20 protein-coding genes, 1 tRNA gene and 1 riboswitch are annotated in these 23,837 nt (G+C 70.7%); of the genes, 12 read left to right on the forward strand and 9 right to left on the reverse strand.

Going from position 1 to position 23,837, the window contains the following annotated elements:
• Window positions 1-68 precede the first annotated feature (68 nt).
• From D451_RS0122700 to D451_RS0122720, 5 genes are all read left to right on the forward strand, one after another.
• Window positions 69-647 (forward strand): DUF3566 domain-containing protein, encoded by a 579-nt coding sequence (locus D451_RS0122700; RefSeq protein ID WP_026125284.1) that lies wholly within the window; start codon window positions 69-71, stop codon window positions 645-647.
• A 199-nt stretch (window positions 648-846) separates the two neighbouring features.
• Window positions 847-920: transfer RNA gene (locus D451_RS0122705), tRNA-Ile, on the forward strand.
• A gap of 203 nt (window positions 921-1,123) precedes the next feature.
• Window positions 1,124-1,960: an alpha/beta fold hydrolase gene (locus D451_RS0122710; protein ID WP_017536094.1), complete on the forward strand. Its 837-nt coding sequence runs from the start codon at window positions 1,124-1,126 to the stop codon at window positions 1,958-1,960.
• A 71-nt stretch (window positions 1,961-2,031) separates the two neighbouring features.
• Complete coding sequence (locus D451_RS0122715) at window positions 2,032-2,619, forward strand: TetR/AcrR family transcriptional regulator (protein ID WP_017536095.1); 588 nt, start codon at window positions 2,032-2,034, stop codon at window positions 2,617-2,619.
• A gap of 105 nt (window positions 2,620-2,724) precedes the next feature.
• Window positions 2,725-3,423 carry a type 1 glutamine amidotransferase domain-containing protein gene (locus tag D451_RS0122720; RefSeq protein WP_017536096.1) on the forward strand — a complete coding sequence of 233 codons (699 nt, stop codon included), beginning with the start codon at window positions 2,725-2,727 and terminating at the stop codon, window positions 3,421-3,423.
• Between the two features lie 110 nt (window positions 3,424-3,533).
• Here D451_RS0122720 and D451_RS0122725 read toward each other — a convergent pair whose 3' ends face one another.
• Together D451_RS0122725 and D451_RS0122730 are read right to left on the reverse strand one after the other, a co-directional pair.
• Window positions 3,534-5,723: a sensor histidine kinase gene (locus tag D451_RS0122725; RefSeq protein ID WP_152472977.1), complete on the reverse strand. Its 2,190-nt coding sequence runs from the start codon at window positions 5,721-5,723 to the stop codon at window positions 3,534-3,536.
• A complete protein-coding gene (locus D451_RS0122730) occupies window positions 5,713-6,411 on the reverse strand; it encodes a response regulator transcription factor (protein WP_017536098.1) in 699 nt (232 codons plus the stop codon). Before D451_RS0122730 ends, D451_RS0122725 begins: the two co-directional genes overlap by 11 nt.
• A 207-nt stretch (window positions 6,412-6,618) precedes the next feature.
• On the opposite strand from D451_RS0122730, the gene D451_RS0122735 reads away from it, so the two are divergent.
• The gene (locus tag D451_RS0122735; RefSeq protein ID WP_017536099.1) at window positions 6,619-7,380 is read left to right on the forward strand and encodes a L,D-transpeptidase family protein; all 762 of its coding nucleotides are present in this window, start codon (window positions 6,619-6,621) and stop codon (window positions 7,378-7,380) included.
• A gap of 40 nt (window positions 7,381-7,420) precedes the next feature.
• Window positions 7,421-7,696 carry a hypothetical protein gene (locus D451_RS28120; protein ID WP_161628231.1) on the forward strand — a complete coding sequence of 92 codons (276 nt, stop codon included), beginning with the start codon at window positions 7,421-7,423 and terminating at the stop codon, window positions 7,694-7,696.
• 358 nt (window positions 7,697-8,054) lie between these two features.
• Here the strand turns inward: D451_RS28120 and D451_RS0122750 are convergent, their stop codons facing one another.
• The gene (locus D451_RS0122750) at window positions 8,055-8,738 is read right to left on the reverse strand and encodes a TetR family transcriptional regulator (protein WP_017536102.1); all 684 of its coding nucleotides are present in this window, start codon (window positions 8,736-8,738) and stop codon (window positions 8,055-8,057) included.
• A gap of 39 nt (window positions 8,739-8,777) precedes the next feature.
• Here D451_RS0122750 and D451_RS0122755 point away from each other — a divergent pair, with 39 nt between their 5' ends.
• A complete protein-coding gene (locus tag D451_RS0122755; RefSeq protein WP_017536103.1) occupies window positions 8,778-9,653 on the forward strand; it encodes a CPBP family intramembrane glutamic endopeptidase in 876 nt (291 codons plus the stop codon).
• A 9-nt stretch (window positions 9,654-9,662) separates the two neighbouring features.
• Here the strand turns inward: D451_RS0122755 and D451_RS0122760 are convergent, their stop codons facing one another.
• Both D451_RS0122760 and D451_RS0122765 read right to left on the reverse strand, forming a co-directional pair.
• Entirely contained in the window at window positions 9,663-10,265 is a 603-nt protein-coding gene (locus tag D451_RS0122760; protein ID WP_017536104.1) for a TetR/AcrR family transcriptional regulator C-terminal domain-containing protein, read from the reverse strand.
• Between the two features lie 16 nt (window positions 10,266-10,281).
• Window positions 10,282-11,733 carry an FAD-dependent monooxygenase gene (locus D451_RS0122765; RefSeq protein WP_017536105.1) on the reverse strand — a complete coding sequence of 484 codons (1,452 nt, stop codon included), beginning with the start codon at window positions 11,731-11,733 and terminating at the stop codon, window positions 10,282-10,284.
• Between the two features lie 118 nt (window positions 11,734-11,851).
• Between D451_RS0122765 and D451_RS0122770 the strand changes: the two genes are divergently transcribed.
• Window positions 11,852-14,185, forward strand: coding sequence for an ATP-binding cassette domain-containing protein (locus tag D451_RS0122770; protein ID WP_017536106.1), 2,334 nt, complete (start codon window positions 11,852-11,854; stop codon window positions 14,183-14,185).
• A gap of 69 nt (window positions 14,186-14,254) precedes the next feature.
• Here the strand turns inward: D451_RS0122770 and D451_RS0122775 are convergent, their stop codons facing one another.
• Both D451_RS0122775 and D451_RS0122780 read right to left on the reverse strand, forming a co-directional pair.
• The gene (locus D451_RS0122775; RefSeq protein ID WP_017536107.1) at window positions 14,255-15,574 is read right to left on the reverse strand and encodes an LLM class flavin-dependent oxidoreductase; all 1,320 of its coding nucleotides are present in this window, start codon (window positions 15,572-15,574) and stop codon (window positions 14,255-14,257) included.
• Complete coding sequence (locus D451_RS0122780; protein WP_017536108.1) at window positions 15,574-16,362, reverse strand: 3-oxoacyl-ACP reductase; 789 nt, start codon at window positions 16,360-16,362, stop codon at window positions 15,574-15,576. The genes D451_RS0122775 and D451_RS0122780 overlap by 1 nt, the downstream gene beginning before the upstream one ends.
• Before the next feature lie 56 nt (window positions 16,363-16,418).
• A riboswitch (TPP riboswitch) is annotated at window positions 16,419-16,525 on the reverse strand.
• 290 nt (window positions 16,526-16,815) lie between these two features.
• Between D451_RS0122780 and D451_RS0122785 the strand changes: the two genes are divergently transcribed.
• Window positions 16,816-18,183: an MFS transporter gene (locus D451_RS0122785; RefSeq protein WP_014909649.1), complete on the forward strand. Its 1,368-nt coding sequence runs from the start codon at window positions 16,816-16,818 to the stop codon at window positions 18,181-18,183.
• Window positions 18,184-18,252: 69 nt separating this feature from the next.
• On the opposite strand, the gene D451_RS0122790 is transcribed toward D451_RS0122785, so the two are convergent.
• Window positions 18,253-18,921: an esterase/lipase family protein gene (locus D451_RS0122790; RefSeq protein ID WP_014911450.1), complete on the reverse strand. Its 669-nt coding sequence runs from the start codon at window positions 18,919-18,921 to the stop codon at window positions 18,253-18,255.
• A gap of 119 nt (window positions 18,922-19,040) precedes the next feature.
• On the opposite strand from D451_RS0122790, the gene D451_RS0122795 reads away from it, so the two are divergent.
• On the forward strand, window positions 19,041-21,818 hold the full coding sequence (locus tag D451_RS0122795; RefSeq protein ID WP_017536109.1) for an AAA family ATPase: 2,778 nt from the start codon (window positions 19,041-19,043) through the stop codon (window positions 21,816-21,818).
• A gap of 85 nt (window positions 21,819-21,903) precedes the next feature.
• Here D451_RS0122795 and D451_RS0122800 read toward each other — a convergent pair whose 3' ends face one another.
• The gene (locus D451_RS0122800) at window positions 21,904-22,401 is read right to left on the reverse strand and encodes a phosphoribosyltransferase (protein WP_017536110.1); all 498 of its coding nucleotides are present in this window, start codon (window positions 22,399-22,401) and stop codon (window positions 21,904-21,906) included.
• A 348-nt stretch (window positions 22,402-22,749) separates the two neighbouring features.
• Between D451_RS0122800 and pdhA the strand changes: the two genes are divergently transcribed.
• On the forward strand, window positions 22,750-23,835 hold the full coding sequence (pdhA, locus tag D451_RS0122805) for a pyruvate dehydrogenase (acetyl-transferring) E1 component subunit alpha (RefSeq protein WP_014913225.1): 1,086 nt from the start codon (window positions 22,750-22,752) through the stop codon (window positions 23,833-23,835).
• Window positions 23,836-23,837: the final 2 nt, after the last annotated feature.

Here is a 23,837-nt window from a genome sequence, read left to right on the forward strand (position 1 = left end):
GCGTTTCGGCGCCCCCACGGGGCACACGGACCGATCCGTCTCAACGAAAGTCCACCGGTAACGTTTCTATGTCTGAGAATCAGCCGAACGCCAGCAGCAAAGATTCCGACGCGGCGGGTGTCGCCGGGGACTCGGACGTGGAGACTGCGGACTCGACCGCTGCGGACTCCACCGAGCCTGCCGGTGAGAAGGAGGCAGAGGGCACCGACACGGTGACCGAGGCCGAACCCGCTCCCGCGACCCCCGGCGCCGTCAAGGCGACGCTGGCGAGTCGTAAGGCCCACCTGACGGTCTCCCGCGTGGAGCCCTGGTCGGTCATGAAGTTCAGCTTCGTGGTCTCCCTCGTGTGCTTCATCATCCTGTTCGTCGCGGTCGCGGTGATCTACGCGACCCTGTCGATGCTGGGTGTGTTCGACGAGCTGACCAACATGATCAACGCCCTCCTGGAGGGGGACGGAGGAGACGACGAGCTGGGCCTGAACCCGGCCGCCTGGTTCTCCCCCGGTCGTGTCCTGGGCTACACCGGTGTGATCGGCGCGCTCAACGTCGTGCTGATCACCGCCCTGTCCACGGTGGGCGCGATGGTCTACAACCTGGTCTCCGACCTGGTCGGCGGGGTCGACGTGACCCTGTCCGAGGCCGAGTAGGACCACACGGCCTCCTGCGGGCCCGGACCCTTCGCGGGGCCGGGCCCGACCTCTTTCCCGGACCGTCCCGAGCACTGTCGGGAACCGGCTAAAATGGGAGGTGAAGAGGGACGCGGGAGACCCGTGTCCCCTCTCTCGCGCCAGGAGGTCGCCGGTTCGCCCCGGTCCCCCGGATGCGGTAGAGTTCCTGACGGAACGAGGGCGTATAGCTCAGTCGGTTAGAGCGCATCCCTGATAAGGATGAGGCCCCAGGTTCAAGTCCTGGTACGCCCACCTCGAAGAAAAAGGCTCCCATGCGGGGGCCTTTTCTCATGTCCGGGGTCTTTCGAGGCCGCCGGTCCCAGGGGGCCCGCCGAGCGGATCGGTGGGCCCTCGTCGTATTCCGCGACGGAGGGGGTTGTCATTAGAGTAGACCGGTCGTATAGTCCCGTTGTCGGCACACGGCGGACACCGAGATCCTCGAAAGGGCGGACATCATGGGACGCATCAAGGTCGGCACGGAGAACAGCACCGACATCGAACTGCACTACGAGGACAAGGGGGCCGGGCGGCCGGTCCTCCTCATCCACGGCTACCCCCTGAGCGGCGACTCCTGGGAGGGGCAGATCCCGGCCCTGCTGGACGCCGGCCACCGGGTCATCACCTATGACCGGCGCGGCTTCGGTAGGTCCGACAAGCCCTCCATCGGCTACGACTACGACACGTTCGCCGCCGACCTGCACACGGTCATGGAGACCCTCGACCTGCGCGACGCGGTCCTGGTGGGCTTCTCGATGGGCACCGGCGAGGTCGCCCGCTACCTGTCCACCTATGGCTCCGACCGGGTCGCCAAGGCCGTCTTCCTCGCCTCGCTCGAGCCGTACCTGGCCATCACCGACGACAACCCCGACGGCGCCGCTCCGCCCTCCTTCTTCGAAGGTGTCTCCGAGGCGGTGAAGAAGGACCGCTACGCCTTCTTCACCGGCTTCTACGCGGACTTCTTCAACCTCGACGAGAACCTGGGCACCCGGGTGAGCGAGGAGGCCGTGCGCAACGCCTGGAACGTGGCGGCCGGCGCGGGTCCGATCGCCTCGGCCGCCGCGCCGCTGACCTGGCCCACCGATTTCCGGGCGGACATCCCCCGGATCGACGTGCCCGCCCTGATCGTGCACGGTACGGCCGACCGGACCCTGCCCATCGACGCCACCGGGCGCCGCTTCGCCGAGGCCCTGCCCGCCGCCGAGTACGTCGAGATCGAGGGTGCTCCGCACGGGCTGCTCACCACCCACACGGCCGAGGTCAACGAGATCCTCTTGGACTTCCTGGGCCGATGACGCGGCGGGTCGCCCGGGTCGACGCTCGGACTCGCTTAGACGACTGGTCTAATGAGCGATAGGGTGAGATCGTGACAGTCAACCAGGGCGACACGCGTCGCAGCATCCTCGACGCCGCGCAGCGGATCATGTCCCGCAAGGGGTTCGCCGCGGTGGGCATCAACGAGGTCCTCTCCGCGGCCGGGGTGCCGAAGGGGTCGTTCTACCACTACTTCGGTTCCAAGGACGCTTTCGGCGAGGCGATGATGAAGGCCTACTTCGCCGACTACCTGGCGGACATGGACCGCGTCCTCGGCGAGTCGGGTACGACCTCGGCGGAGCGACTGATGAACTACTGGCGGAACTGGCGCGAGTCGCAGAGCGTCGACGAGTGCCAGGGCAGGTGTCTGGCCGTCAAGCTCGGCGCCGAGGTCGCCGACCTGTCGGAGTCGATGCGGATCGCCCTCAAGGAGGGCACCACCGCCATCATCGACCGCCTGGAGCGGACGATCGCGGACGGCCTGGAGGACGGCTCGATCGTCGTGGACGGTGCCCCGCGCGACACCGCGCAGGTCCTGTACGACATGTGGCTCGGCGCGAGCGTCATGGCCAAGATCCACCGTGACATCGGCCCGCTGGACACCACGACGCGGGTCACCCGTCGACTCTTGAACCTGTAGGACCCGGGGCGGGCCCGCCCCGGGACGCTCATCACCCGTGATCACCCGACCGGTCGCCGTTCTGTCTGTTTTGAGACGACCGGTCTACTTAAACAAGGAGTCATCATGAAGGTCCTCATCGTCCTCACCTCGCACGACCGACTCGGCGACACCGGCCGCGAGACCGGCTTCTGGCTGGAGGAACTCGCCGCCCCCTACTACCGCTTCAAGGACTCCGGGGCCGACCCCGTCATCGCCTCGCCCAAGGGCGGCAGGCCGCCGCTGGACCCCAAGAGCAACGAGCCCGACTTCCGGACCGACGAGACCCGCCGGTTCGAGGACGACCCGGAGGCCATGGCCGCCCTCGAGCACTCCGTCCGGCTCGACACCGTCTCCGTCGACGACTTCGACGCGGTCTTCTACGCCGGCGGCCACGGCCCCCTCTGGGACCTGGCCGAGGACCCCGACTCCATCCGGCTCATCGAGACCACCTCGCGCGCCGGCAAGCCCCTCGCCCTGGTCTGCCACGCCCCCGGCGTGCTGCGCCACGCCGTCGACCCCGACGGCGCCCCCTTGGTCGAGGGACGCCGGGTCACCGGCTTCACCAACGGGGAGGAGGAGGCCGTCGGCCTGACCGAGGTCGTCCCCTTCCTGGTCGAGGACGAACTGAAGCGGCTCGGAGCCGACTACTCCAAGATCGGTGACTGGCTGCCCTACGTCCTCACCGACGGACTGCTCGTCACCGGCCAGAACCCGGCCTCCTCCGGTCCGGCCGCCGACGCGCTCCTCGCCCTCATCGCCGAAACCGGCGAGGGCCGCGTGTAGCGGCGTCACGGGCGCACCCGTACGGCCCCGGCCCTCGACGGCCGGGGCCGTACCCATGGCGATCGGACCTTGGGAGTGCCGTTCCAGGGATGGACTCGACCTTGCCGAGGTCACCCAGGGCCCGAGGCGGCCCTCCCCCTTCCGGTGTCGTCCGTGTCCCCCTCGGGGCGGCCGGTCAGGGGCAGCCGCAACGTGAAGGTCGTGCCCTCCCCGACCGTGCTGTCCGCCGTCACCGAACCACCGTGCAGTTCCACCAGTCCGCGCACGATGGCCAGCCCGAGCCCACTGCCGCCGGTGCGTCGGTTACGGGACCGGTCCGCGCGCCAGAACCGGTCGAAGACGTGCGGCAGGTCCTCTTCGGCGATGCCGACCCCGGTGTCGGCCACTCGGATCACGACCTGGGAGCCCGCCCGGTGGGCGCCGACGGTGACGGTCCCGCCCTCCGGGGTGTGCCGCAGCGCGTTGCCGACCAGGTTCCCCAAGACCTGGAGCATCCGGGACCGGTCGGCGACGAGGGTCACGTCACGGGCCTCGCCGACCAGGCGCACCCCGGCCTCCTCCGCGCGCAGCCCGTGGCCCGCGATCACCTGGTCGATCAGGAGCACGACCTCCACGGCCTCCGGGGACAGGCGCAGCCGACCGGCGTCGGCCAGGGCGAGATCCTGGAGATCGTCGATGACCGTCTGGAGCAGCAGGGTCTCCCCCAACAACATCCTCACGCGTTCCGGATCGGGTTCGACCATGCCGTCCTGGACGGCCTCCAACCAGCCGCGCAGGTTGCTCAGCGGGGTCCGCAACTCGTGCGATACGTCGCTCACCATCGCCTTGCGCTGGTCCTCGGCCCGCTCCAGGTGCTCGGACATCTCGTTGAACGCCTCCGCGAGCCGGCCGATCTCCCCGGAATCGCGAACCCGCACCCGGATCGAGGGCCCACCGCCCTCCCGCATGCGGTTCACGGCGTCGGTGAGCGCGTGCACGGGGCGCAGCAGGCGGGTCGCCAGGGTCGTGCTCACCACCACGGTCAGCAAGAGCACCAGTAGGACCACGCCACCCAGCCGCAGGGCGCCTTCCCTGGACAACGACAGTCCGGTCTCCGGGCCCTCCGCGGGGTCGTCGATGAACAGCAGGGCGGCGGGCGCGACGTAGGGGTCGAGCTGGGCGCGCCGGGCGGAGTCCAGGCAGGCGGCGGTCTCCCGACTCAACTCGACCCTCGACCACGTCAGGCTCTCGGCACCGGGGGGATCGGAACCCGGGTCGTCCGGCCAGGCCCCGGGGCTCGCCTCCGAAGGCTCTTCGGTCGGGAGCGGATACGACTCGACGGGGGCCTCGTCGTACGGGGGCGCGGGCGGCTCCGGCCGGCCGGACGGGAGCTCCGGGCCGGGGGTGGGTTCGGTGACTCCCTCCACGGGGTCGGCGCCGTCCGGGGCATCCTCCGGGAGTTCGGCCGTCGGGTCGTCCGGAGCGGCGGGGGGTCGGGCCTCGTCCGGGGCCGGTCCCGGGGAGTCGGGGGGCGTGCCCGTGATCACGAGGCCCCCGGTGCGGCCGTCCATCGCGTAGACCAGGTCCGTTCCGGCGTCGCCGCAGTCGGAGGCGCGCTCGTTCAGGTCGGCCAGTGCCTCCACCTCGCCGCCGAACGGCCGGTCAAGGGCGGTGAGGCCGCAGCCGGCCCACATGTAGGCGTCCCCGTGCTCCGATTCGACCGCGGGACGTCCCGTCGGCCCGGTCACCACATCCGCGGTGACGCCGTAGACCTCCTCCAGGCAGGACGCGCCCTCTTCCGCCCGGGAGCGCAGCGCGCCGCGCTCCTCATCGGTCAGGGTGAAGGGTCCGGTCGCGCGCGGATCGATGCGGTCGCCGTTCCCCGAGACCAGGGTCACGTCCACCGCGAGCGGGTCCACCACGGACGACGTTCGAGCGGGCAGGGGAGGGGTCTCACCCTGGGCCCCCGCGGCCGGGGAGGCGGAGTCGACGATCACCGCACGGCCCTCGGTGGTGAGGACGATCCGGCGCCCGGTCTCCTCCGCCAGGTCTTGGACGCTCTCCGACACCTCCGCCCAGTCCGAGTGCGTGGCCGCGTATCCGACGAGGGTGTCGTGGATGTGGGTGTCCACGGTCAGGGTCTCGCCCTGTTGGTCGGTGATGGATTCCGAGGTCCTCTGTACCGCCAGCCAGGCCGTCGCGGTGATCGAGCAGACCGCCACCAGGGACGATCCCGCCAGCAGCCGGAAGAGAAGCCCGTGCCGCAGGGAGGCCCGTCGCCGTTCCCCGTGAGGTCGGGGCGAGGACCCCTCAACGGACACGGTCGGGCCCCGCCAGCTTGTAGCCGACGCCGTAGACGGTGATCAACCGGACCGGTCGTCGGGGGTCGGGTTCGAGTTTGCGGCGCAGGTTCTTCACGTGGACGTCGATGGTGCGCTTGGTGATGTACCCGCTGATCCCGTGGATGGTCTCCAGGAGTTGGGTTCGGCTCAGTACCCGTCCGGGCCGGACCGCCAGGGCCCGCAACAGTTGGAACTCCACGGGGGTGCACGTCACCGGCTCCCCGTCGACCCGCACCATGTGCCGGGCCGGATCCACGGTGATCGGTCCCGCCTCCAGCACCCGTTCCTCGTTCGGGACCGTCGCACGGGAGCGGCGCAACAGCGTGCGCACCCGCGCCATCAGCTCGCGCGGGCTGTACGGCTTGGTGACGTAGTCGTCGGCGCCCAGGTCCAGCCCGGTCAGCAGGTCGTCCTCCGTGGAGCGTGCGGTGAGCAGTAGGACCGCGACGTCGGACTCGGCGCGCAGGACCCTGCACGCCTCCAGCCCGCTCATGACGGGCATCATCACGTCCATCACGATGAGGTCGGGGCGGGCACGGTGGTGCTCGTCCAGCACGGACCGGCCGTCGTGGACCACGCGGACCGTGTGGCCCTCGTGCTCCAGGTATCGCCGGATCAGCTCGGCCTGGTTCACGTCGTCCTCGGCCACCAGGACATGCGCGCACACGTGGAGGGCCTCCGTTCTCCGGTCGGGGAGGGAGGCCCCCCGACGTCCACGATCGTACGACCGCGGACACACGGGGCGAAGGGGGTGTCGGGTGACATCGCAGGTCACCACATGGGACGCACACGGCGGCCACACGGGTTCTTCACATTCCTCGGCCAGTCTTCATGGTGTCCGGTGCGGAGAGGCCCACCGGACCCCCTCGACCGGATGGACCCCATGTTCCGATCCCTGACACCCGGTGGGCCGGCCGGGACGCTTCCCGTCCTGGCCGCCGTCGCCGTCCTGGCCGTCGCCTCCGCCTGCTCGTCTTCGGAGACCTCGGCGGAGTCCGAGGAGACCGCCGAGGCGCCGGAGCGGGGAGAGGGGTCGACGGGCGGCCACATCGCCACGGTCCTCGCCGACGAGATCGAGATCCGCTCCGAACCCGACGGCGGCGAGGTGGTGCACACCCTCGCGAGCCCGAACGATTTCGGCGCGGACCGGGTCTTCCTCGTCAGGCGGACCCGGGGCGATTGGCTGGAGGTGCTTCTGCCGGTACGGCCCAACGGTTCCACCGGCTGGATCGAGGCCGACGACGTGGAGGTCACCGTCACCGCCTTCCGCGTGGTGGTCGACATGTCGGATTTCTCCTTCACCGTGACCGAGGGAGAGGAGGAGCTCCGGACCGGACCGGTCGGTATCGGTACGAGCGACGCCCCGACACCGCCCGGTGAGTACTACTTCACCGAGCTGCTCCGGCCCCCGGACCCCGGAGGGGAGTACGGGGCCTACGCCTTCGGCCTCAGCGGGCACTCCGACACCCTGGAGAGCTTCGCGGGAGGGCCCGGCCAACTCGGCGTGCACGGAACCGACGACGAGTCGGGTCTGGGCGGTGAGGTCAGCCACGGCTGTATCCGGGTGTCCGACGACGACATCACCTGGATGGCCGAACGCCTGCCGATCGGCACCCCGGTCGAGATCACCGAATGACCGCTCAGCGAGCGGACACCCACAAGACCAGAGGTCGATCATGCGAGTGAAGTCCCGAACGCTCATCGTCGCCGCCTTGGCGGTGGCCTTCCTCGGCGCCGCCCCGGCGTTCGCCTCGGAGGGCGCCCCGGATGTTCCGGCGGTCTCCACCACGGAGGGGCCGGAGGTCCCGACCCCGGCCCCCGAGGTCCCGACCCCGGCCCCCGACGACCCCACCTTCGAGCCGGAGGATCCCTCCGTCGAGGAACCGAGTCCGGAGTTCCCCGAGGCGGCGCCGTCCGAACCGATCGAGCGGGAGCCCTCCTACACGGGCTGATCCCACCGTCCCGCTCAACGGCCCCGGCCCTCGACGGCCGCGGGGCCTCATGAGGACCATCGGCCACGCGGTTCCCCGTTTCCGGCCGGGTCCGGTCAGGGGCTTGGTGTCGTTCCCGGACGTTCCTACGTTGGTGGGAGAGCCGAGAAGGAGGTCGGCGTGCGTCTGAAGACGAAGCCCTACGAGAACCGCCCCGACGAGGACACCGACACCCCGAACGCCCCCGAGGATCGTCCCGAGGAGACCGAGGGCGATCGCCGGGACTGACCGGCCGGCATGAACGTCACGAGGGCCCACCGATCCGTTCGGTGGGCCCTCGGTCGTGTTCCGGAGCGGGGCCCGCCGCCCCGCGCTCGGGTCAGGCGTCGTGGCGGGCCTTGATGCCCAGCACGATCAGGTCCAGTACCTGGTCGAAATAGGTGTTCTCCACGGCCAGGGCGTCCGCCTCCGAGACCGCCGAGGCGACGGCCTCCTCGTGCTCCCCCGCTCCGCCGGATCTGGCCACACGCATGGCGACGGCGGACGTGGCGGCGCCGAGGAGCTGGTTCGACACCGCCCGGATCGCGACCGCCCGCTTCTCCTCCTCCCCGCCGAGCGCGGCGAGGGCCTCGATGATCCGCCTCGACAGGGCGACGGCGTTCGGTCCGACGAGGGGACGGGACCCGGCGAACTCGGCGGCCCAGGTGTGCGCGGTCAGGGCCGAATAGAAGCGTTGGGCCGTCTCCTTGAGGGCGACGTCCCAGGGCAGGTCGGCGGAGGGGAGCCGGGAGGCGGCCTCGGCGAGGATCTCGTCCACGGCCAGGTCCACGAGATCCTCTCGGCGGTCCACATGCCAGTAGAGGCTCGTCGCGTGCACCCCGAGTTCGGCGGCGACCTTGCGCATGGTCAGCGCCGAGGCCCCCTCCCGGTCGAGCAACGCGATGGTCGCGGTGACGATGCGTTCCCTGCTGAGGGCCGGTTTCGACCTGCGGCGCCGTTGTGGGCGGTGGAAGACGCTGTCGACGTGCCGGTCGGAGCCTGTTTCGTCCATGTCCGACAGCATACAAGTAATCATACGTTGTAGGTTTCTCTCCAACAGTGTATGTTTCTCGGCATGGTTACCGAGACCCCCTCCACGCACCCCGTTTCCCCCGCTCCCGCCCACTCCCCCGACCCGTCACGGACGACGGCCGTCGACCCCCGAGGCCTCACCGCCTTCCTGGTGATCTCCTTCGCCTTCTCCTGGACCGCCTGGTGGCTGGGCCCCCGCCTCCTCGACGGCGGTGATCCGACCCCGGCCGTCCTGGTCGGCGGCTTCGGCCCGATGGTGGCCGCGATCCTCGTCACCGCCGCCACGAAGGGACGTGCCGGGGTGGGCGCGCTCTTCCGGCGCCACTCGCTCCGACACAGGGGAGGCATCGCCCCCTACGCGATCATGGCGCTCGTCGTCCTGGCCATCGCGGGGTCGGCCGCGCTCCCCGTGTACCTGGGGACGGCCTCGGTCGAGGAGGAGGCCCTGAAGGCGGCGCTGATGACGGTGCCCGTCCAGTTCCTGCTCATCGCGTTGGTCGGCGGCGGCAACGAGGAGCTGGGGTGGCGAGGGTTCGCGCTGCCCCGTCTCCAGGGATCACTTCCCCCGCTCGCCGCCAATGTCGTCCTCGGCGCGATCTGGGCCGTGTGGCACGCCCCGCTGTTCGAGGTGGCCGGCACGATCCAGTCCGAGGTGTACTTCCCCGCCTACGCCCTGCTCTGCGTCGGTCTCACCGTCGTCCTCGGCCACGTCTTCAACTCCGCCCGGGGCGGGGTGCTCGCCGCCGTGGTCGCCCACGCCGCGGTCAACGTCGTCGCCGGACTCAAGGGCATGCTCGTCGGCGACCCGGCCGGTCTGTTCGAGGTCTCCGCGGTGCTCCTCGTCGCGGTGGTCCTCACCCTGGCCACCCGCGGTCGCCTGGGCCTGCGCCGCCCCGCCGACTCCTGAGGGTCGAGGTCAGGCGAGGGACGAGAGCACGCGGTCCATCCCGTATTCGAACCGCTCCTCGAACGATCCTTCGGTCAGGTGCGGGAAGACGCGCACCAACGCGGGATGGGCCCGGACGTCCAACGCCGAGGCCAGACGGTCGGAGAGGGAGCCCTGCTCACGCTCCGCGCCCTGCTCCTCCTGGACCAGACCGAGGGCGAAGTAGATCAGCGTCCAGGCGGTCCAACCCGCGGCCCGCTCGTCGAGACCGCCCTCCAGCAGGGCGCCGACGAGCCGGTCGGCGTAGCGCAGGGTGGCCGGTTCGGCGGTGAACGTTCCGGCCACGACCCGTCCGCCGTCACGATGGGCGAGCATGGCCCCCCGGTAGCGGCGGAGCAGTGCGCGCACCGCCTCCTCCCCAGGAGAGGGCAGGTCGTCGAGCCGGATCTCGGCGAGGATCGCGTCCGCCATGAGGTCGCGCAACCCGGCCTTGGTCTTGACGTGCCACGAGACGGTGTTCATCCGTACCCCGAGCCGGTCGGCGACGGCGCGAAGGCTGACCGCCTCCAGCCCCTTCTCGTCCAACAACTCCAACGCTGCCCGGACGATCTCGGCCCGACGATCCCTCACCATGACCCGAAAGCCTACGTCATCCGCCGGCCTCGGCCCTGGTCGCGCCGATCCCCACCGCTCTCAGGGCCGCCGGAACACCGGAGGCGTCGCCCGCCCAGGCCACGTGTCCGTCCGGACGTACGAGCGCCGCGTCGACGTTCGTCCACTCTCGGCGGCCCTCGATCGAGGCGACCCGGTGGGCGGGCAGGCCCGGGGCTTTGAGCCCGCCCGTGAGGTCGAGCAGGACGAACCCGCCGGATCGCATGGCCGTGAACAGCCCGCCGGAGTCCGCGAGCGGGAGATCCGGGGCCCTCGTCCCCACGAGCGGGTGCGCGTCCGGCGGGGCCGGGTAGCGGACCTTCAGTCCGGAGAGGCGTCGGGCGAGGTCGTCGGCGAGGGCGGGGACCTCCGAGATCAGCTCGCTCATCAACTCCCGAAGTCTCCGCCCGTCCGGGGAGAAGTCCGTGAGCAGAGCGGTCTGGGCCTGCGTGGCGCGCAGCAGATCGACGCCCACGGGGTGGCGTTCGTCGTGGTAGCCGTCCAGTAGGCCCTCGGGGGCCGTCCCCAGGGCGGTCGAGGCGAGTCGCCAGCCCAGGTTCGCCGCGTCCTGGATCCCCACGTTCATCCCGACACCGCCGGCGGGCATGTGCCGGTGGGCGGCGTCCCCGGCGAGCAGGACCCGGCCCGAGCGATAGCGCTCGGCGATCCGTGCGGCGTTCCCGTACCGGGAGAGCCAGACCGGTGAGTGCGCGCCCCAGTCCCGTCCGGTGACCGCGGTGATCTTGCGCCGTACCTCCTCCAAGGTCGGTTCGCCCGGTCGGTCCTCGCGCACGTCCTCGCGCGCGATGCCCACGAATCTGTAGAGGTCCTCCGACAGGGGCACCCCGAGGACCTGTCCCTCGTCGTTCCAGGCGTCGACGATCGGAGGGTCGGGCCGTTCCGCGACGCGGACGTCGGCCAACCATCCGAGGCAGGTCGAGGAGGTTCCCGGGAAGTCGATGCCCGCCGCCGTGCGCACGATGCCGCGGGTGCCGTCGCACCCGACGACCCACGGCGCGTCGATCCTCTCCCCGTCCTCGGTCAGAACGCGCACCTGGTCCTCGCCGAACTCCAGACCGGACACCGTGACCCCGCGGCGGACATCGGCGCCCCTCCCTCGGGCGTGCTCCTCCAGGATCCGCTCGGTGCGCTCCTGGGGGATCGCCACGGTGAACGGATGGGGCGAGTCGAGCCCGCGGAAGTCGAGTCGGCTGTCGAGTACGGCGAAGTGCCCGTTCGGTATCCGGGTGCCCTCCGCCAGCAAGGGGTCGAGCACCCCTCGGGAGTCGAACAGTTCGAGTGTGCGCGCGTGGACGGTCAGTGCCCGGGAGTTCGCGTTCCGTTCCGTGCGCCGCTCCAGGACCGTCACCTCGACCCCGCCGTACCTCAGTTCCGCGGCCAGCCACAGGCCCACCGGACCCGCCCCGACGATCACGACCCTCTGATCCATGTTCTGCCCCTTATTGGTTGCTGAACAAGAGATAGTAGGTCACTGATCAAGAAAGGTCGATGGGGGCGCGGCGCCTCGTCGGTCGAGGTGAGCGGTCGAACCGGGTAGACCTGGGAACATGGCGGAAATCGACGATCACATCCGTGTCCGAGGGGCGCGCATCCACAACCTGAGGAACGTGGACGTGTCGCTGCCCCGCGACGCGATGGTGGCCTTCACCGGGGTGTCCGGATCGGGCAAGTCCTCGCTGGCCTTCGGGACCCTCTACGCCGAGGCCCAGCACCGGTACCTGGAGTCCATGGCGCCCTACGCCCGGCGGCTCCTGCGCCAACTCCCGGACCCGGAGGTGGGGTCGATCACCGGTCTGCCGCCTGCGGTGGCGCTGGCCCAGCCCAGGACGAGCCCCTCGGGCCGGTCCACGGTGGGCACGCTCACCATGATCTCCAACTCGTTGCGGATGCTCCTGTCCCGATCCGGAGAGCGCCCACCGGGAGACGAACACCTCGACTCGGACGCCTTCTCCCCCAACACGGCCGTCGGGGCCTGCCCGGTCTGCCACGGCGAGGGCGTCGAACACGAGGTCACCGAGGCCTCCCTGGTCCCGGACCCCTCCCTGAGCATCGCCGACGGGGCGATCGCCTCCTGGCCCGGAGCCTGGCAGGGCAAGAACCTGCGCGACATCCTCGACACCCTCGGATACGACATCCACCGACCCTGGCGGGAACTGCCCGAACGGGAGCGGGAGTGGATCCTGTTCACCGACGAGGAACCCGTGGTGACGGTCCATCCGGTCCGCGAGGCCGGTCGGATCCACCGCCCCTACCAGGGGCGGTACACCAGCGCCCGTCGACTGGTGCTCAAGGCCTACGGCACCTCGGCGAGCGAGGCCCGGCGACGCAAGGCCGCCGAGTTCATGGAGAACCGCACCTGTCGCGAGTGCGGAGGGCTCCGGTTGCGGCGGGAGGCCCTGAGGGTCACCTTCGCGGGATACAACGTCGCCGAACTGGCCCGTCTGTCCTTGACCGACCTGGTCGATCTGCTACGTCCTCACAACGACGACGAGGAAGGGGCCACCGGGGTCCTGACCCGGGACATCACCGGCCGGGCCGAGATCTTGATGGAGCTGGGACTGGGCTATCTGAGCGTGGCCCAGCCCGCCCCCACCCTCTCCCACGGGGAACTACAGCGCATTCGTCTGGCCACCCAGTTGCGCACCGGACTGTTCGGTGTGGTCTACGTCCTCGACGAGCCCTCGGCGGGGCTGCACCCGGCCGACCGCGAGGCGCTCTCCGACATCCTGCGACGGCTGCGCGACGGCGGCAACACCGTCTGCCTGGTGGAGCACAACCTCGACATCGTGCGCGGGGCGGACTGGGTGGTCGACGTCGGCCCCGGGGCCGGTGAGAACGGTGGCCGTGTCCTCTACAGCGGCCCGGTGGAGGGTCTGCGCGACGAGCCGGAGTCGGTGACGCGGCGCTACCTGTTCGAGAACGTCGTTCCCGAGCGTCCTCGACACGAGGCCCGGGGCGTGCTGGAACTACGCGGCGCCGACCGCAACAACCTGCGCGACGTCGACCTCGATCTCCCCTTGGGGGTGTTCACCGCCGTCACCGGGGTGTCCGGGGCGGGCAAGTCCAGCCTGCTGGCGGCGGTGGAGGAACGCGCGTCGGAACGCGGGCGCGTGGTGTGGGTCGACCAGCAGCCCATCGGTCGCACCCCTCGCTCCAACCTGGCCACCTACACGGGTCTGTTCGACACCGTGCGCAGACTCTTCGCCGCCACCGACGAGGCGAAGGAGTACGGCTACGGCGCGGGTCGCTTCTCCTTCAACGTCACGGGCGGACGCTGTCCCACCTGTGAGGGCGAGGGTTTCGTCTCGGTGGAGCTACTGTTCCTGCCCACCACCTACGCCCCCTGCCCCACCTGTGGCGGCTCCAGGTACAACCCCGACACCCTGCGGGTCCTCTACCGGGGGCGCACCATCGCCGACGTCCTGGCGATGTCGGTCGAGGAGGCGTTGGAGTTCTTCGACGAGGTGCCGGCGGTGCGGCGCTCCCTGGAGACCCTGCGCGCGGTCGGTCTGGGATATCTGCGTCTGGGGCAGTCCGCGACCGAGCTCTCGGGCGGGGAGGCCCAGCGGATCAAGCTCGCGGGCGAACTCCAGCGGCGTCGGGTGGCGGACACGGTCTATCTATTGGACGAACCCACGACGGGGCTGCACCCGTACGACACCGACGTGCTGATGGACCGGCTCCGGGACCTCGTGGAGTCCGGGGCCACGGTGGTCGCGGCCGAGCACGACATGCGGGTGGTGGCCGGCGCCGACCACGTCGTCGACCTGGGCCCGGGCGGGGGCTCCGCGGGCGGTCGGATCGTGGCGGAGGGGACGCCGGAGCGGATCGCGGCCACCTCGGAGAGCCGCACCGGCCGCTACCTGAGGCACCTGCTCTGAGTAGACCACCGCGACGGCACCGCCGGGTCCGCCCACCGTGATCGAGGTGGGTGGACCCGGCCGGCGAAGTCACCGATGCGAGGGTGCGGCCGGGCGCTCCAACCCCAGATGCCCGCGCAGGGTCTCCGACGTGTACTCGCGGCGGAACAGCCCCCGTTCCTGGAGGACGGGGATCACGTGGTCCACGAAGTCCTCGATCCCTCCCGGCAGGGACGGCGGCATGAGGTTGAAGCCGTCCGCGCCCTCCTCACGCAGCCATACGCCGATCCGGTCGGCGATCTGCTCGGGGGTGCCGGTCATGGTGCAGTGCCCGCCGCCGGCGGCCAGACGTCCGAGCAGCCCGCGCACCGTGGGCCTTTCGGACTCGATGATCCGCAGGATGGTGGCGTAGCGGCCCTTGGGTCCGGTGAACGCCTCCAACGGGGGGAGTTCGGGGACGGGCGCGTCCAGCTTCCAGTTCGAGCAGTCCTGCTCCACGAACAGGCCCAACTGTCGCAACGACTCCTCCACCGGAAGGAGCAGGTCCAGTTCGTTCCGCTTGGCCTCGGCCTCCGCCTCGGTGGAGCCCACGTAGGTGACCAGCCCCGGCATGATCGCCACCGAACGGGGGTCGCGGCCCGCCCGCCGGATCCTCGCCTTGACGTCCCGGTAGTAGTCCTGGGCGCTGGGGAGGTCGTAGGCCACCGAGTAGATCGCCTCGGCGCGACGGGAGGCCAGCGCGCGGCCCTGCTCGGAGGCGCCCGCCTGGAAGAGCACCGGGTGACCCTGGGGCGGGCGCGGTACGTTCAACGGGCCGTCGACCTGGAAGTGCTCCCCCTGGTGGTCGATGGGGCGGACCAGCTCGGGATCGGCGAAGACGCCGTCGCGGTCGTGGCGCAGGGCGTCCTCGCCCCAGGAGTCCCATAGACGCAGCACCACGTCCACGAACTCCTCGGCGCGGGCGTAGCGCTCCCCGTGCTCCGGCATCCTCTCGTAGCCGTGGTTGCGCGCTTCGGTGTCGAACATGGAGGTGACCACGTTCCACCCGATCCGACCGCCGGAGATGTGGTCGAGCGAGGCCAGCATGCGGGCGGCGTGGAAGGGGGTGTAGAAGGTGCTGGAGACGGTGCTGACCAGCCCGATCCGTTCCGTGGTCCGGCTCATCGCGGCCAGTGCGGTCAGGGGCTCGAGGAACCACCACGGCCCTTCGGCCACCTCGCCGGCGGCGTGGCCGTCGGCGAAGAAGACCGCGTCCAGGAGGCCCCGCTCGGCGGTGCGGGCCAGCTCCTCGTAGTAGTGGATGTCCCCGATCCGCTCGGCGGGGGAATCGGGGTGACGCCAGGCCGCCTTGTGGTGGCCGGAGCCGAAGATGAACAGGTTGATGTGCGCCTGACGTTCGATCTCGGACATCAGTCCATCACCAGCCCGCCGTCGACGACCAGGTTCTGTCCGGTGACCGACCGGGCCCAGGGGGAGGCGAAGAACAGGGCGGTGTCGGCGAACTCGGCCGGGGTGGTGACCCGGCGCAGCGGGGTGCCGGAGGCGATCAGGTCGAACACCTCCTCGGGGGTGGCCGAGCTGGCGTCGGTGGTGCGCAGCAGACCGCCCGAGATCATGTTGACGGTGATGCCGTCGGGGCCCAGGTCGTGGGCGAGGGTGCGGGTCAGGGAGAGCAGGGCCGCCTTGGCCGCGGTGTAGTCGTGGTAGGGCACGACCGGGTGCTGGAACAGGTTGGTGCCCACGTTGACGATCCGCCCTCCCCCGGCCCGGCGCATTCCGGGGAGGGCCGCCTGCACGGTGTTCAAGGCGCCCTGGACGGTCCCGCTGAACTGCCGGTCGAGGTCCTGCCACGTCAAGGTGTCGGCGTGCGGTCGAGCGTCGCCGTTGAAGGAGAAGTCGACGAGGGCGTTGTTGACGACGGTGGTGACGGGGGCGCCGAAGCGGCTCTCGGCCTCCTCCACCATCGCGGTGACCTGGTCGCGGTCACGCACATCGGCCCGGACCGCCAGGGCGGTGTCGGGGTGGGTCTCGGCCAGTTCGCGGGCGGCCTCGGCGCTGCTCCGGTGGTTGATCACCACACGGGCCCCTTCGCGCAGGAAGGCCCGGGCCAGATGGGAGCCCAGCCCGCGGGCTCCACCGGTGACGAGGACGACCTGTCGGTCGAGAGGGATCGCCTGTGCGGCTTCGGGGGAGGACATCGGTTCCCTTTCTGTCTGGCGGAGAAGGGAGCCGTGCACAGAGGAGTCACCGCCGGGGGCGGGTGAGTGGACATCCCTTCGCCGGCGTTACCCGGATCAGGTTCGACGGGTGTGATCTCAGCTCGGAACCCCTGTGCGGTCCGAAGCACCCCGTGTCACTGGTGCTCAAGGTAGTCCACCGTCCTTTCGAGGACGTGGGGTGGGGTGCGGTACGGCGTCACGGAGTGTGCCGGAACCCGGACTTTCCGACCGACCGTTCGGTAAGGACATGTGTTCTCAACTGCGAAAGTAAGGCCCCGGTGTAGAAAGTGTCGTGCCTCACATGGCATGGTGTTCTGGGGCTCATGAGCATGTCGTCCGTTTTTCCCCTTGTACGCCCCGAATACGCGGACGGCGCCTGCCGTGGCCCATCGACGGATCCGGCCCATGCCGGCAGAGAACTACGGAGCAGCAATGGCGACTTCCGACGCCACGACCCCCGAACCGGGTGCCCCTCTCGACCGAAGAGAGAAGCGCAAGGTCCTCGCCGGGACGATGGTCGGTACCACCATCGAGTGGTACGACTTCTTCATCTACGCCCAGGCCGCGGGCCTCGTACTCGCACCGCTCTTCCTGGAACCCCTGTCCGCCAGCAGCCCGGGCGTCGCCCAGGTGCTCTCCTTCGCCACCATCGGCATCTCCTTCCTCTTCCGGCCGCTCGGCGCGATCGTCGCCGGTCACCTCGGCGACCGGTTCGGACGCAAGCGGATCCTGGTGGCGACCCTCGTCATGATGGGCGTGGCGACCTTCGTCATCGGCCTGCTGCCCACCTACGCGCAGATCGGCATGGCCGCCCCGATCCTGCTGATCCTGATGCGCATCATCCAGGGCTTCTCCGCCGGCGGCGAGTGGGGCGGGGCCGCCCTGATGTCGGTGGAACACGCTCCGGTGCACAAGAGGGGCTACTTCGGCGCCTACCCGCAGATCGGCGTCCCCTGCGGCATGATCCTCGCGACCTTCGTGGTCTGGGTCATCACCGCGATCATCGGTACCGACGCCTTCCTCGAGTGGGGCTGGCGCATCCCCTTCCTGCTGTCCGTCGTGCTGATCGTCGTCGGCCACCTCATCCGCAAGACGGTCGAGGAGTCCCCGGTCTTCAAGCACATGCAGGCGCGTCGGGCCAAGTCCTCCGCCCCGCTGGGCCGCCTGTTCCGCGAGAACACCCGTGAGGTCGTCCTCTCCGCGCTGATCTTCGTCTCCAACAACGCCGCGGGTTACCTCGTCATCGCCTTCCTCGCCACCTACGCCTCGAGGCCGGTCGAGGACATGGGGCTGGGGATGGAACGCGGCCCGGTCCTGCTGGCGACGACCCTGGCCTCCTTCGGCTGGCTGATCTCGACGCTGTACGGCGGATGGATCTGCGACCGGATCGGCCGGGTGCGGACCTTCCAGATCGGCTACGTGCTGCTCGCCGCCTGGGCGGTGCCGATGTGGTTCCTGGTCGACACCGGCGACGTCCTCCTGTACTTCGTGGGGGTCTTCGTCTTCACGCTGACCTTCGGCCTGAGCTACGGACCCCAGTCCGCCTTGTACGCGGAGATGTTCCCGGCGGAGGTCCGTTATTCGGGCGTCTCGATCGGCTACGCCCTCGGGGCGATCCTGGGCGGGGCCTTCGCCGCGATGATCGCCGAGCTGCTGCTGAACAGCTTCGGCGCCTCGTGGACCATCGGCGTGTACATCGTCGGGCTCTCCGTGATCTCCTTCGCCGCGGTCTCACTGGTGAAGGTCCAGGAGGGCCGGGACCTGCACGCGGACGAGGCCGACCCCGCCACCGCGGGGTAGGCCTCCGGTCGAGGACGGGGCGACGGTTCGTGGGAACGGACCGTCGCCCCGTCCCATGTCGGGGACGGGTCAGCCGACGACGCGACGGACGTGATCGATGACCTCGCCGTTCCACATCATCGAGATGTGCTCCACGCACCCGACCCGGATGTTGTCGGCCCCGGGCAGGGAGGTGCTCTCCGTGGGAGAGATGACGATGTCGCAGGGGGAACGCAGGGTCGTGTACCCGACCGGCCCGGGCGTGGGGTCGCCGGAGTTGAGGTCGGCGAGGAAGTCCGACCCGTGCCTCATCTCGGCGCAAGGGGTGATCGGCGATGGGCACAGGTTCGCGATGTCGGTCCCGTTGTTGGGGCCGCCGATGGAGATCCACTGGTCGACGGTCTCCGTGCCGCCGAGGTTCTTGATGTAGTAGCGCGAGGACAGGCCGCCCATGGAGTGGGTCACCAGGTGCACGCGGTCGACACCGTGCTCGCCGCGCACCTCGTCGATCCGCTCCGAGAGCCGTTCCGCGATGGTGGTGTTGGAACGGGCCCAGTCGTAGGAGAAGACGTGCAGCCGGTCCTCCGGGTAGCCGGAGTCGACGAGGGCGGCCCGCATGTCGTCCCACTGGCCGCCCTTGCCCATGAACCCGTGGACGAAGACGACGGGGGTGTGGGAGTCGGCGCCGGCGGGGGCGGCCTGGAGGGACATTCCGAGGGCGAGGACGAATCCGAGCAGGAGGGAGATCGGGCGTCTCATATGAGCTCCGAGGGTGGGGGAGGCGGGGGATCCCGATTGTGCGCCGCGGACCATGGCGCGCGCATCGGCCGAATCGCCGGTCCCTTTACTCGTTTTTAACCGACGAGTAACTTAAGGGGGTGAACAGCGTGAACCCGCTCACACGTACAGCGCCCCTGTACGGGCGCGACCACGAACTGCTCTCCCTCCGCCACCTGCTCGAATCCGCCCGTTCGGGACGGAGCGGCGGCCTGCTCGTGACGGGGCCTCCCGGCTCCGGCAGGACCGCACTCCTGGAGCGCGCCGTGTCCGAGGCACCCGACTTCACCGTGCTCCACGCCCGCGCGGCGCCGGGCGAGAGCCGGATCCCCCTGGCCGGGCTCCACCAACTCCTGAGGCCCGCGCTCCCCTACCTCCCACGTCTGCCGCACGTCCAACGCGAGACCCTCACCCGCGCCCTGGACACCGGAGAGCCGGGCGGCGACCTCCCCCTGGCCGGCGCGGCCCTGGGGCTGCTCGCCGAGGTCGCGGCCCAGAGTCCGCTCCTGCTCCACGTCGACGACTTCCACCTGCTCGACCCGCTCTCCCGGAGGGTCGTGGCCTTCGCCGCCCGCAGACTGACCCACGACGGAGCGGTGGTCCTGCTCAGTGCCGAAGGTCCGGAGCCGGGGCTGCTCGCCGGCGTCCCGGCCCTTCGTCTGCGCCCTCTGCCGGAACGGGCCGTTCTGCGCCTGCTGCGCGAGTCGGCCGCGGGGCACGGAGGGCGTGCCGAGGACGGGCCGACCGAACCGGTGGCCTCCGCGCTCGCCGAGGCCGCCGAGGGCAACCCCCGTGCGGCCCTCGAGCTACTGGAGGGGAGCACCCCCGACCAGCGTTCCGGGGCGGTCGCCCTGGAACGACCACCACGCTCTCACGGTGAACTCACCGATGCCTTCGCCGAGCGTCTCCATCGGCTTCCGGAGGAGACCCGACTCGCCCTGGTGCGGGCCGCCGCCGACCCGCACGCCCCCGCGTCGACGGACCCCGACGTCCTCGAACCCGCGCGTCGCGCCGGACTGGTCGTGGAGACGGGGGACCGGACGGTCTTCGCCCATCCACTGGCCCGCTCGGCCGGCTACCACCACGCCTCCCCCGCCGAACGGCGCTCCGCGCACCTGGACCTGGCCCGCGCGCACGAGGACGCCCGGGACACCGGCCGGGCCCTCTGGCATCGCGCGCTCGCCGGGGGCGGCCCGGACGAGAGGGTCGCGGCCTCCCTTCACGCGGAGGCGCACCGCGCCGTAGAGCGGAACGGCCACGCCCCGGCCTCCCTGCTCCACGAACACGCGGCCCGCCTGAGCCTCGATCCGATCCTTCGGGGGAGGCGCCTGGTCGACGCCGCCCGATCCGCCTGGCTGTCCGGTGCTCCGGCCCGGGCCGGGCGGCTCCTCGAACGCGTGCGCTCACTGCCCGTCCGGAGCGACCGGGGGTACGCCGTCCAGGACCACGCCGACCTGCTCCGGGCCGAGATGGACCTGCGCTCGGGGGTGGCCATCGACGCCGTCCAACGACTCGGCCCGGCCGCCGAACGGCTGGCACGGAGCGATCCGGGTACGGCCCTGCGGGCCCTGTTGCAGGCGGGCGAGGCCGGATGCCTGTCCGGTGACCACGAGCGTTTCTTCGCCACCGTCGAACGCGCCCGGACCCTCGTCTCCGAGGCCGTGCCCGATGGCGGCCGCGCGAGGCCCTGGGATCGTCTCGTCCTCGACTACATGACGGGGAAGGCCGCCATGTTCCAGGGCCGGCACCGTGAGGGCGCCGAGCTCCTGGAACGGGCCGAGAGGGTCGCGGAGCGGATCGGGGACCCCGAGGCGCTCGTTCTGGGCGGGATCGCCGGCCTGCTCCGAGGCGACCACATGCGCACCCGGTCCCTGGCCGGGCGGGCCGTGACGATCGCGCGCCGGACCGGTGCTCTGGCCCTGGTCCCGCAGGCCCTGGAGTTCCTGACCTACGCGGAGATGTGGTTCGGACGCCTCTCCCTGGCCGAGGAGAGCGCGGCCGAAGGGCTGCGGAGCGCGGTGGGGTCCGGGCAGGACAACTGCGCGAGCCATCACCGGGGCGCGCTCGCCTTCGTCGCCGCCCTTCGGGGTGAGGAGGACGACTGTCGGGAGCACGCGGAGACCGCGCTGGCGCTGGCCGGGGAACACGACGTCGGCCTCCCCGCGGGGCTCGCCTCCTGGGCCCTGGCCCTGCTCGATCTGGGTTCCGGCCGTACGGCGGAGGCGGCGATGCGGTTGCGCTCCCTGGCCCGTTCCGGCCCCGGACGCGGTCACGCGGCGGTGCGGCTGTTGATCACCCCGCACCTGGTGGAGGCGTCGGTACGCGGCGGGGTCGAGGTGCGGGTGCGTCGCGCGGTGGAGACCTTCGCGGGGTGGGCCGAGGCGACCGGCCAGGACACCGCCCGGGCCCAGGTGATGCGCTGCCGGGGTCTGCTCTGCGAGGGAGAGGAGGCGACCGGGTTCTTCGAGAGGGCGCTGGAACTGCACTCCTCCGGTTACTGCGACTTCGAAGAGGCGCGCACCCGGTTGTTGTACGGCGGCCATCTGCGCAGGTCACGCCATCCGGGGCGGGCGCGTGAGCATCTGTACACCGCGATGGAGGCCTTCGAACGGCTGGGGGCCCGGCCGTGGGCGCGTCAGGCCGGACAGGAGCTCCGGGCGGCGCGCGGTGGCACGGCGACGCCTGAGGCGGGCGGATTGGAACGGCTCAGCCCGCAACAGTTGCGGATCGCCCGGCATGTGGCGGGCGGCGCCACCAATCGGGAGGTCGCGGCGCGGCTCTTTCTGAGCACCCGGACGGTCGATCACCACTTGCGCAACATCTACACCAGGCTCGGGATCCGTTCCCGCGTAGAGCTGTCCCGCCTCGTCGGCGGTTGACCGGTGCCGACGACGGGTCCTGAACGGCCCGAATACGGAGGGAGCCGGCCCCCGCCCGGGGCCGGCTCCCTCCGGTGCGTTCGTGTCAGGCGTCGCGGACCTGGTCCTCGCGGTGGACCACCGGGGGCAGGACCGACCAGGGGAAGTTGATCCAGCGGTCGGTGTGCTTCCACACGTACTCGCACTTGATCAGGGACTGGGGCTTTTCGTAGACGACGGCGCTGCGCACCTCGGCGACGTGCTCGGAACAGAAGTCGTGCACGAGTTTGAGGGTCTTGCCGGTGTCGGCGACGTCGTCGGCGACGAGCACCTTCTTGTTGCTCAGGTCCACCACGTTGGGGACCGGGGGCAGCATGACCGGCATGTCCAGGGTGGTGCCGACACCCGTGTAGAACTCGACGTTCATGACGTGCAGGTTCTTGACGTCCAGGGCGTAGCCCAGGCCGCCGGCGACGAACAGGCCGCCGCGGGCGATGGACAGGATGATGTCGGGCTCGTACCCGTCGTCGGCGATCGCCTGTGCCATCTCGCGCATCGCGGTGCCGAAGAGCTCATAGCTCAGGTTCTCGCGCTCGTCGCTCACGGTCTTGTCTCCCCCTGATGTCCCTGCGGTGTCCGATGTGCGCGGCGCCTCGCAGGTCAGGCCGCTCGCGGCACCGACCCATGCTAACGACGCCCCCGCACCTCTCCGAGGCGCGGTGCCCCTCCCGAAGGCCGGACCGGGTCGGGTCGAGAAGAGGGTCACTCGGGTGTGAGGTGTAGGCCACATGTCCACGCGAAGTGGTGTCCCAGGTCACATATGTGGACACTCGGCCCGAAAACTCTGATCGATTTGCGACATTTTCTCGATTTTGACCGGTTTGTGGCGAACAGATGGTCGCGAACAGCACCATGTCTGCATACAGATCTTCCGCGCCCAGGAGGTTGCAGCATGGCGGAACATCAGGCCCTACTCCCCTCCGAGGAACCCCTTCGACTGCTCGACGAGTCGGGCTCACGGGTCGACGGCTCCGGCCTCCCCATGCCCGACACCCGACGCCTTCTGGAGGTGTACGGCTCCCTGGTGACGGCGCGCCGGGTCAACGACCAGGCAGGCGCCCTCGTCCGCCAGGGACGCCTCGCCGTCTATCCCTCCTCGCACGGCCAGGAGGCCTGCCAGGTCGGGGCCGCTCTCGCCCTCTCCGACGGCGACTGGCTCTTCCCGACCTACCGCGACACCGCCGCCGTCATCGCGCGCGGAGTCGACCCGATCGAGGTCCTCACCCTCCTCCAAGGCGACTGGCACGCGGGCTACGACCCCTACGAGCGCAAGGTCGCGCCCCAGGCGACCCCGCTGGCCACCCAGCTCCTGCACGCCGTCGGCGTCGCCCACGCGGCCAGGCTCAAGGGAGAGGACACCGTCGTCATGGCGCTGTGCGGCGACGGCGCCACCAGTGAGGGCGATTTCCACGAGGCCCTGAACTTCGCCGCCGTCTTCCGGGCACCGGTCGTGTTCTTCGTGCAGAACAACGAGTACGCGATCTCGGTCCCCCTCGCCCGACAGAGCGCGGCCCCCTCCCTGGCGCACAAGGGCGTCGGCTACGGGGTCCCCGGCGAACGGGTGGACGGCAACGACCCGGCCGCGGTCCTGGCCGTCCTGGAACGGGCGGTCGCGGACGCCCGAGCGGGGGGAGGCCCCCGCCTGATCGAGGCGCACACCTACCGGATCCAGGCGCACACCAACGCCGACGACGACACCCGCTATCGGAGCGGGGACGAGGTCGACCCCTGGGTCGCGCGCGACCCCCTGACCCGCCTGGAGAAGCACCTCAAGCGCAAGAGGGCCCTCACCAAGGCACGCCGGACCGAGATCACCGAGGCCGCCGAGGCCGTCGCCGCGTACATGCGCGAGGGCGTCGTCGAAGGGGCCGAACCCGAGCCCGCCGAACTGTTCGCGCACGTGTTCTCCGAGCCCACCCCCCAACTGGCCGAGCAGGCCGCCTTCCTGGCCGAGGAACTGAGCAGAGAGGGTCTGTGACG

Source organism: Nocardiopsis alba DSM 43377 (assembly GCF_000341225.1).
Taxonomy (GTDB): Bacteria; Actinomycetota; Actinomycetes; order Streptosporangiales; family Streptosporangiaceae; genus Nocardiopsis; species Nocardiopsis alba.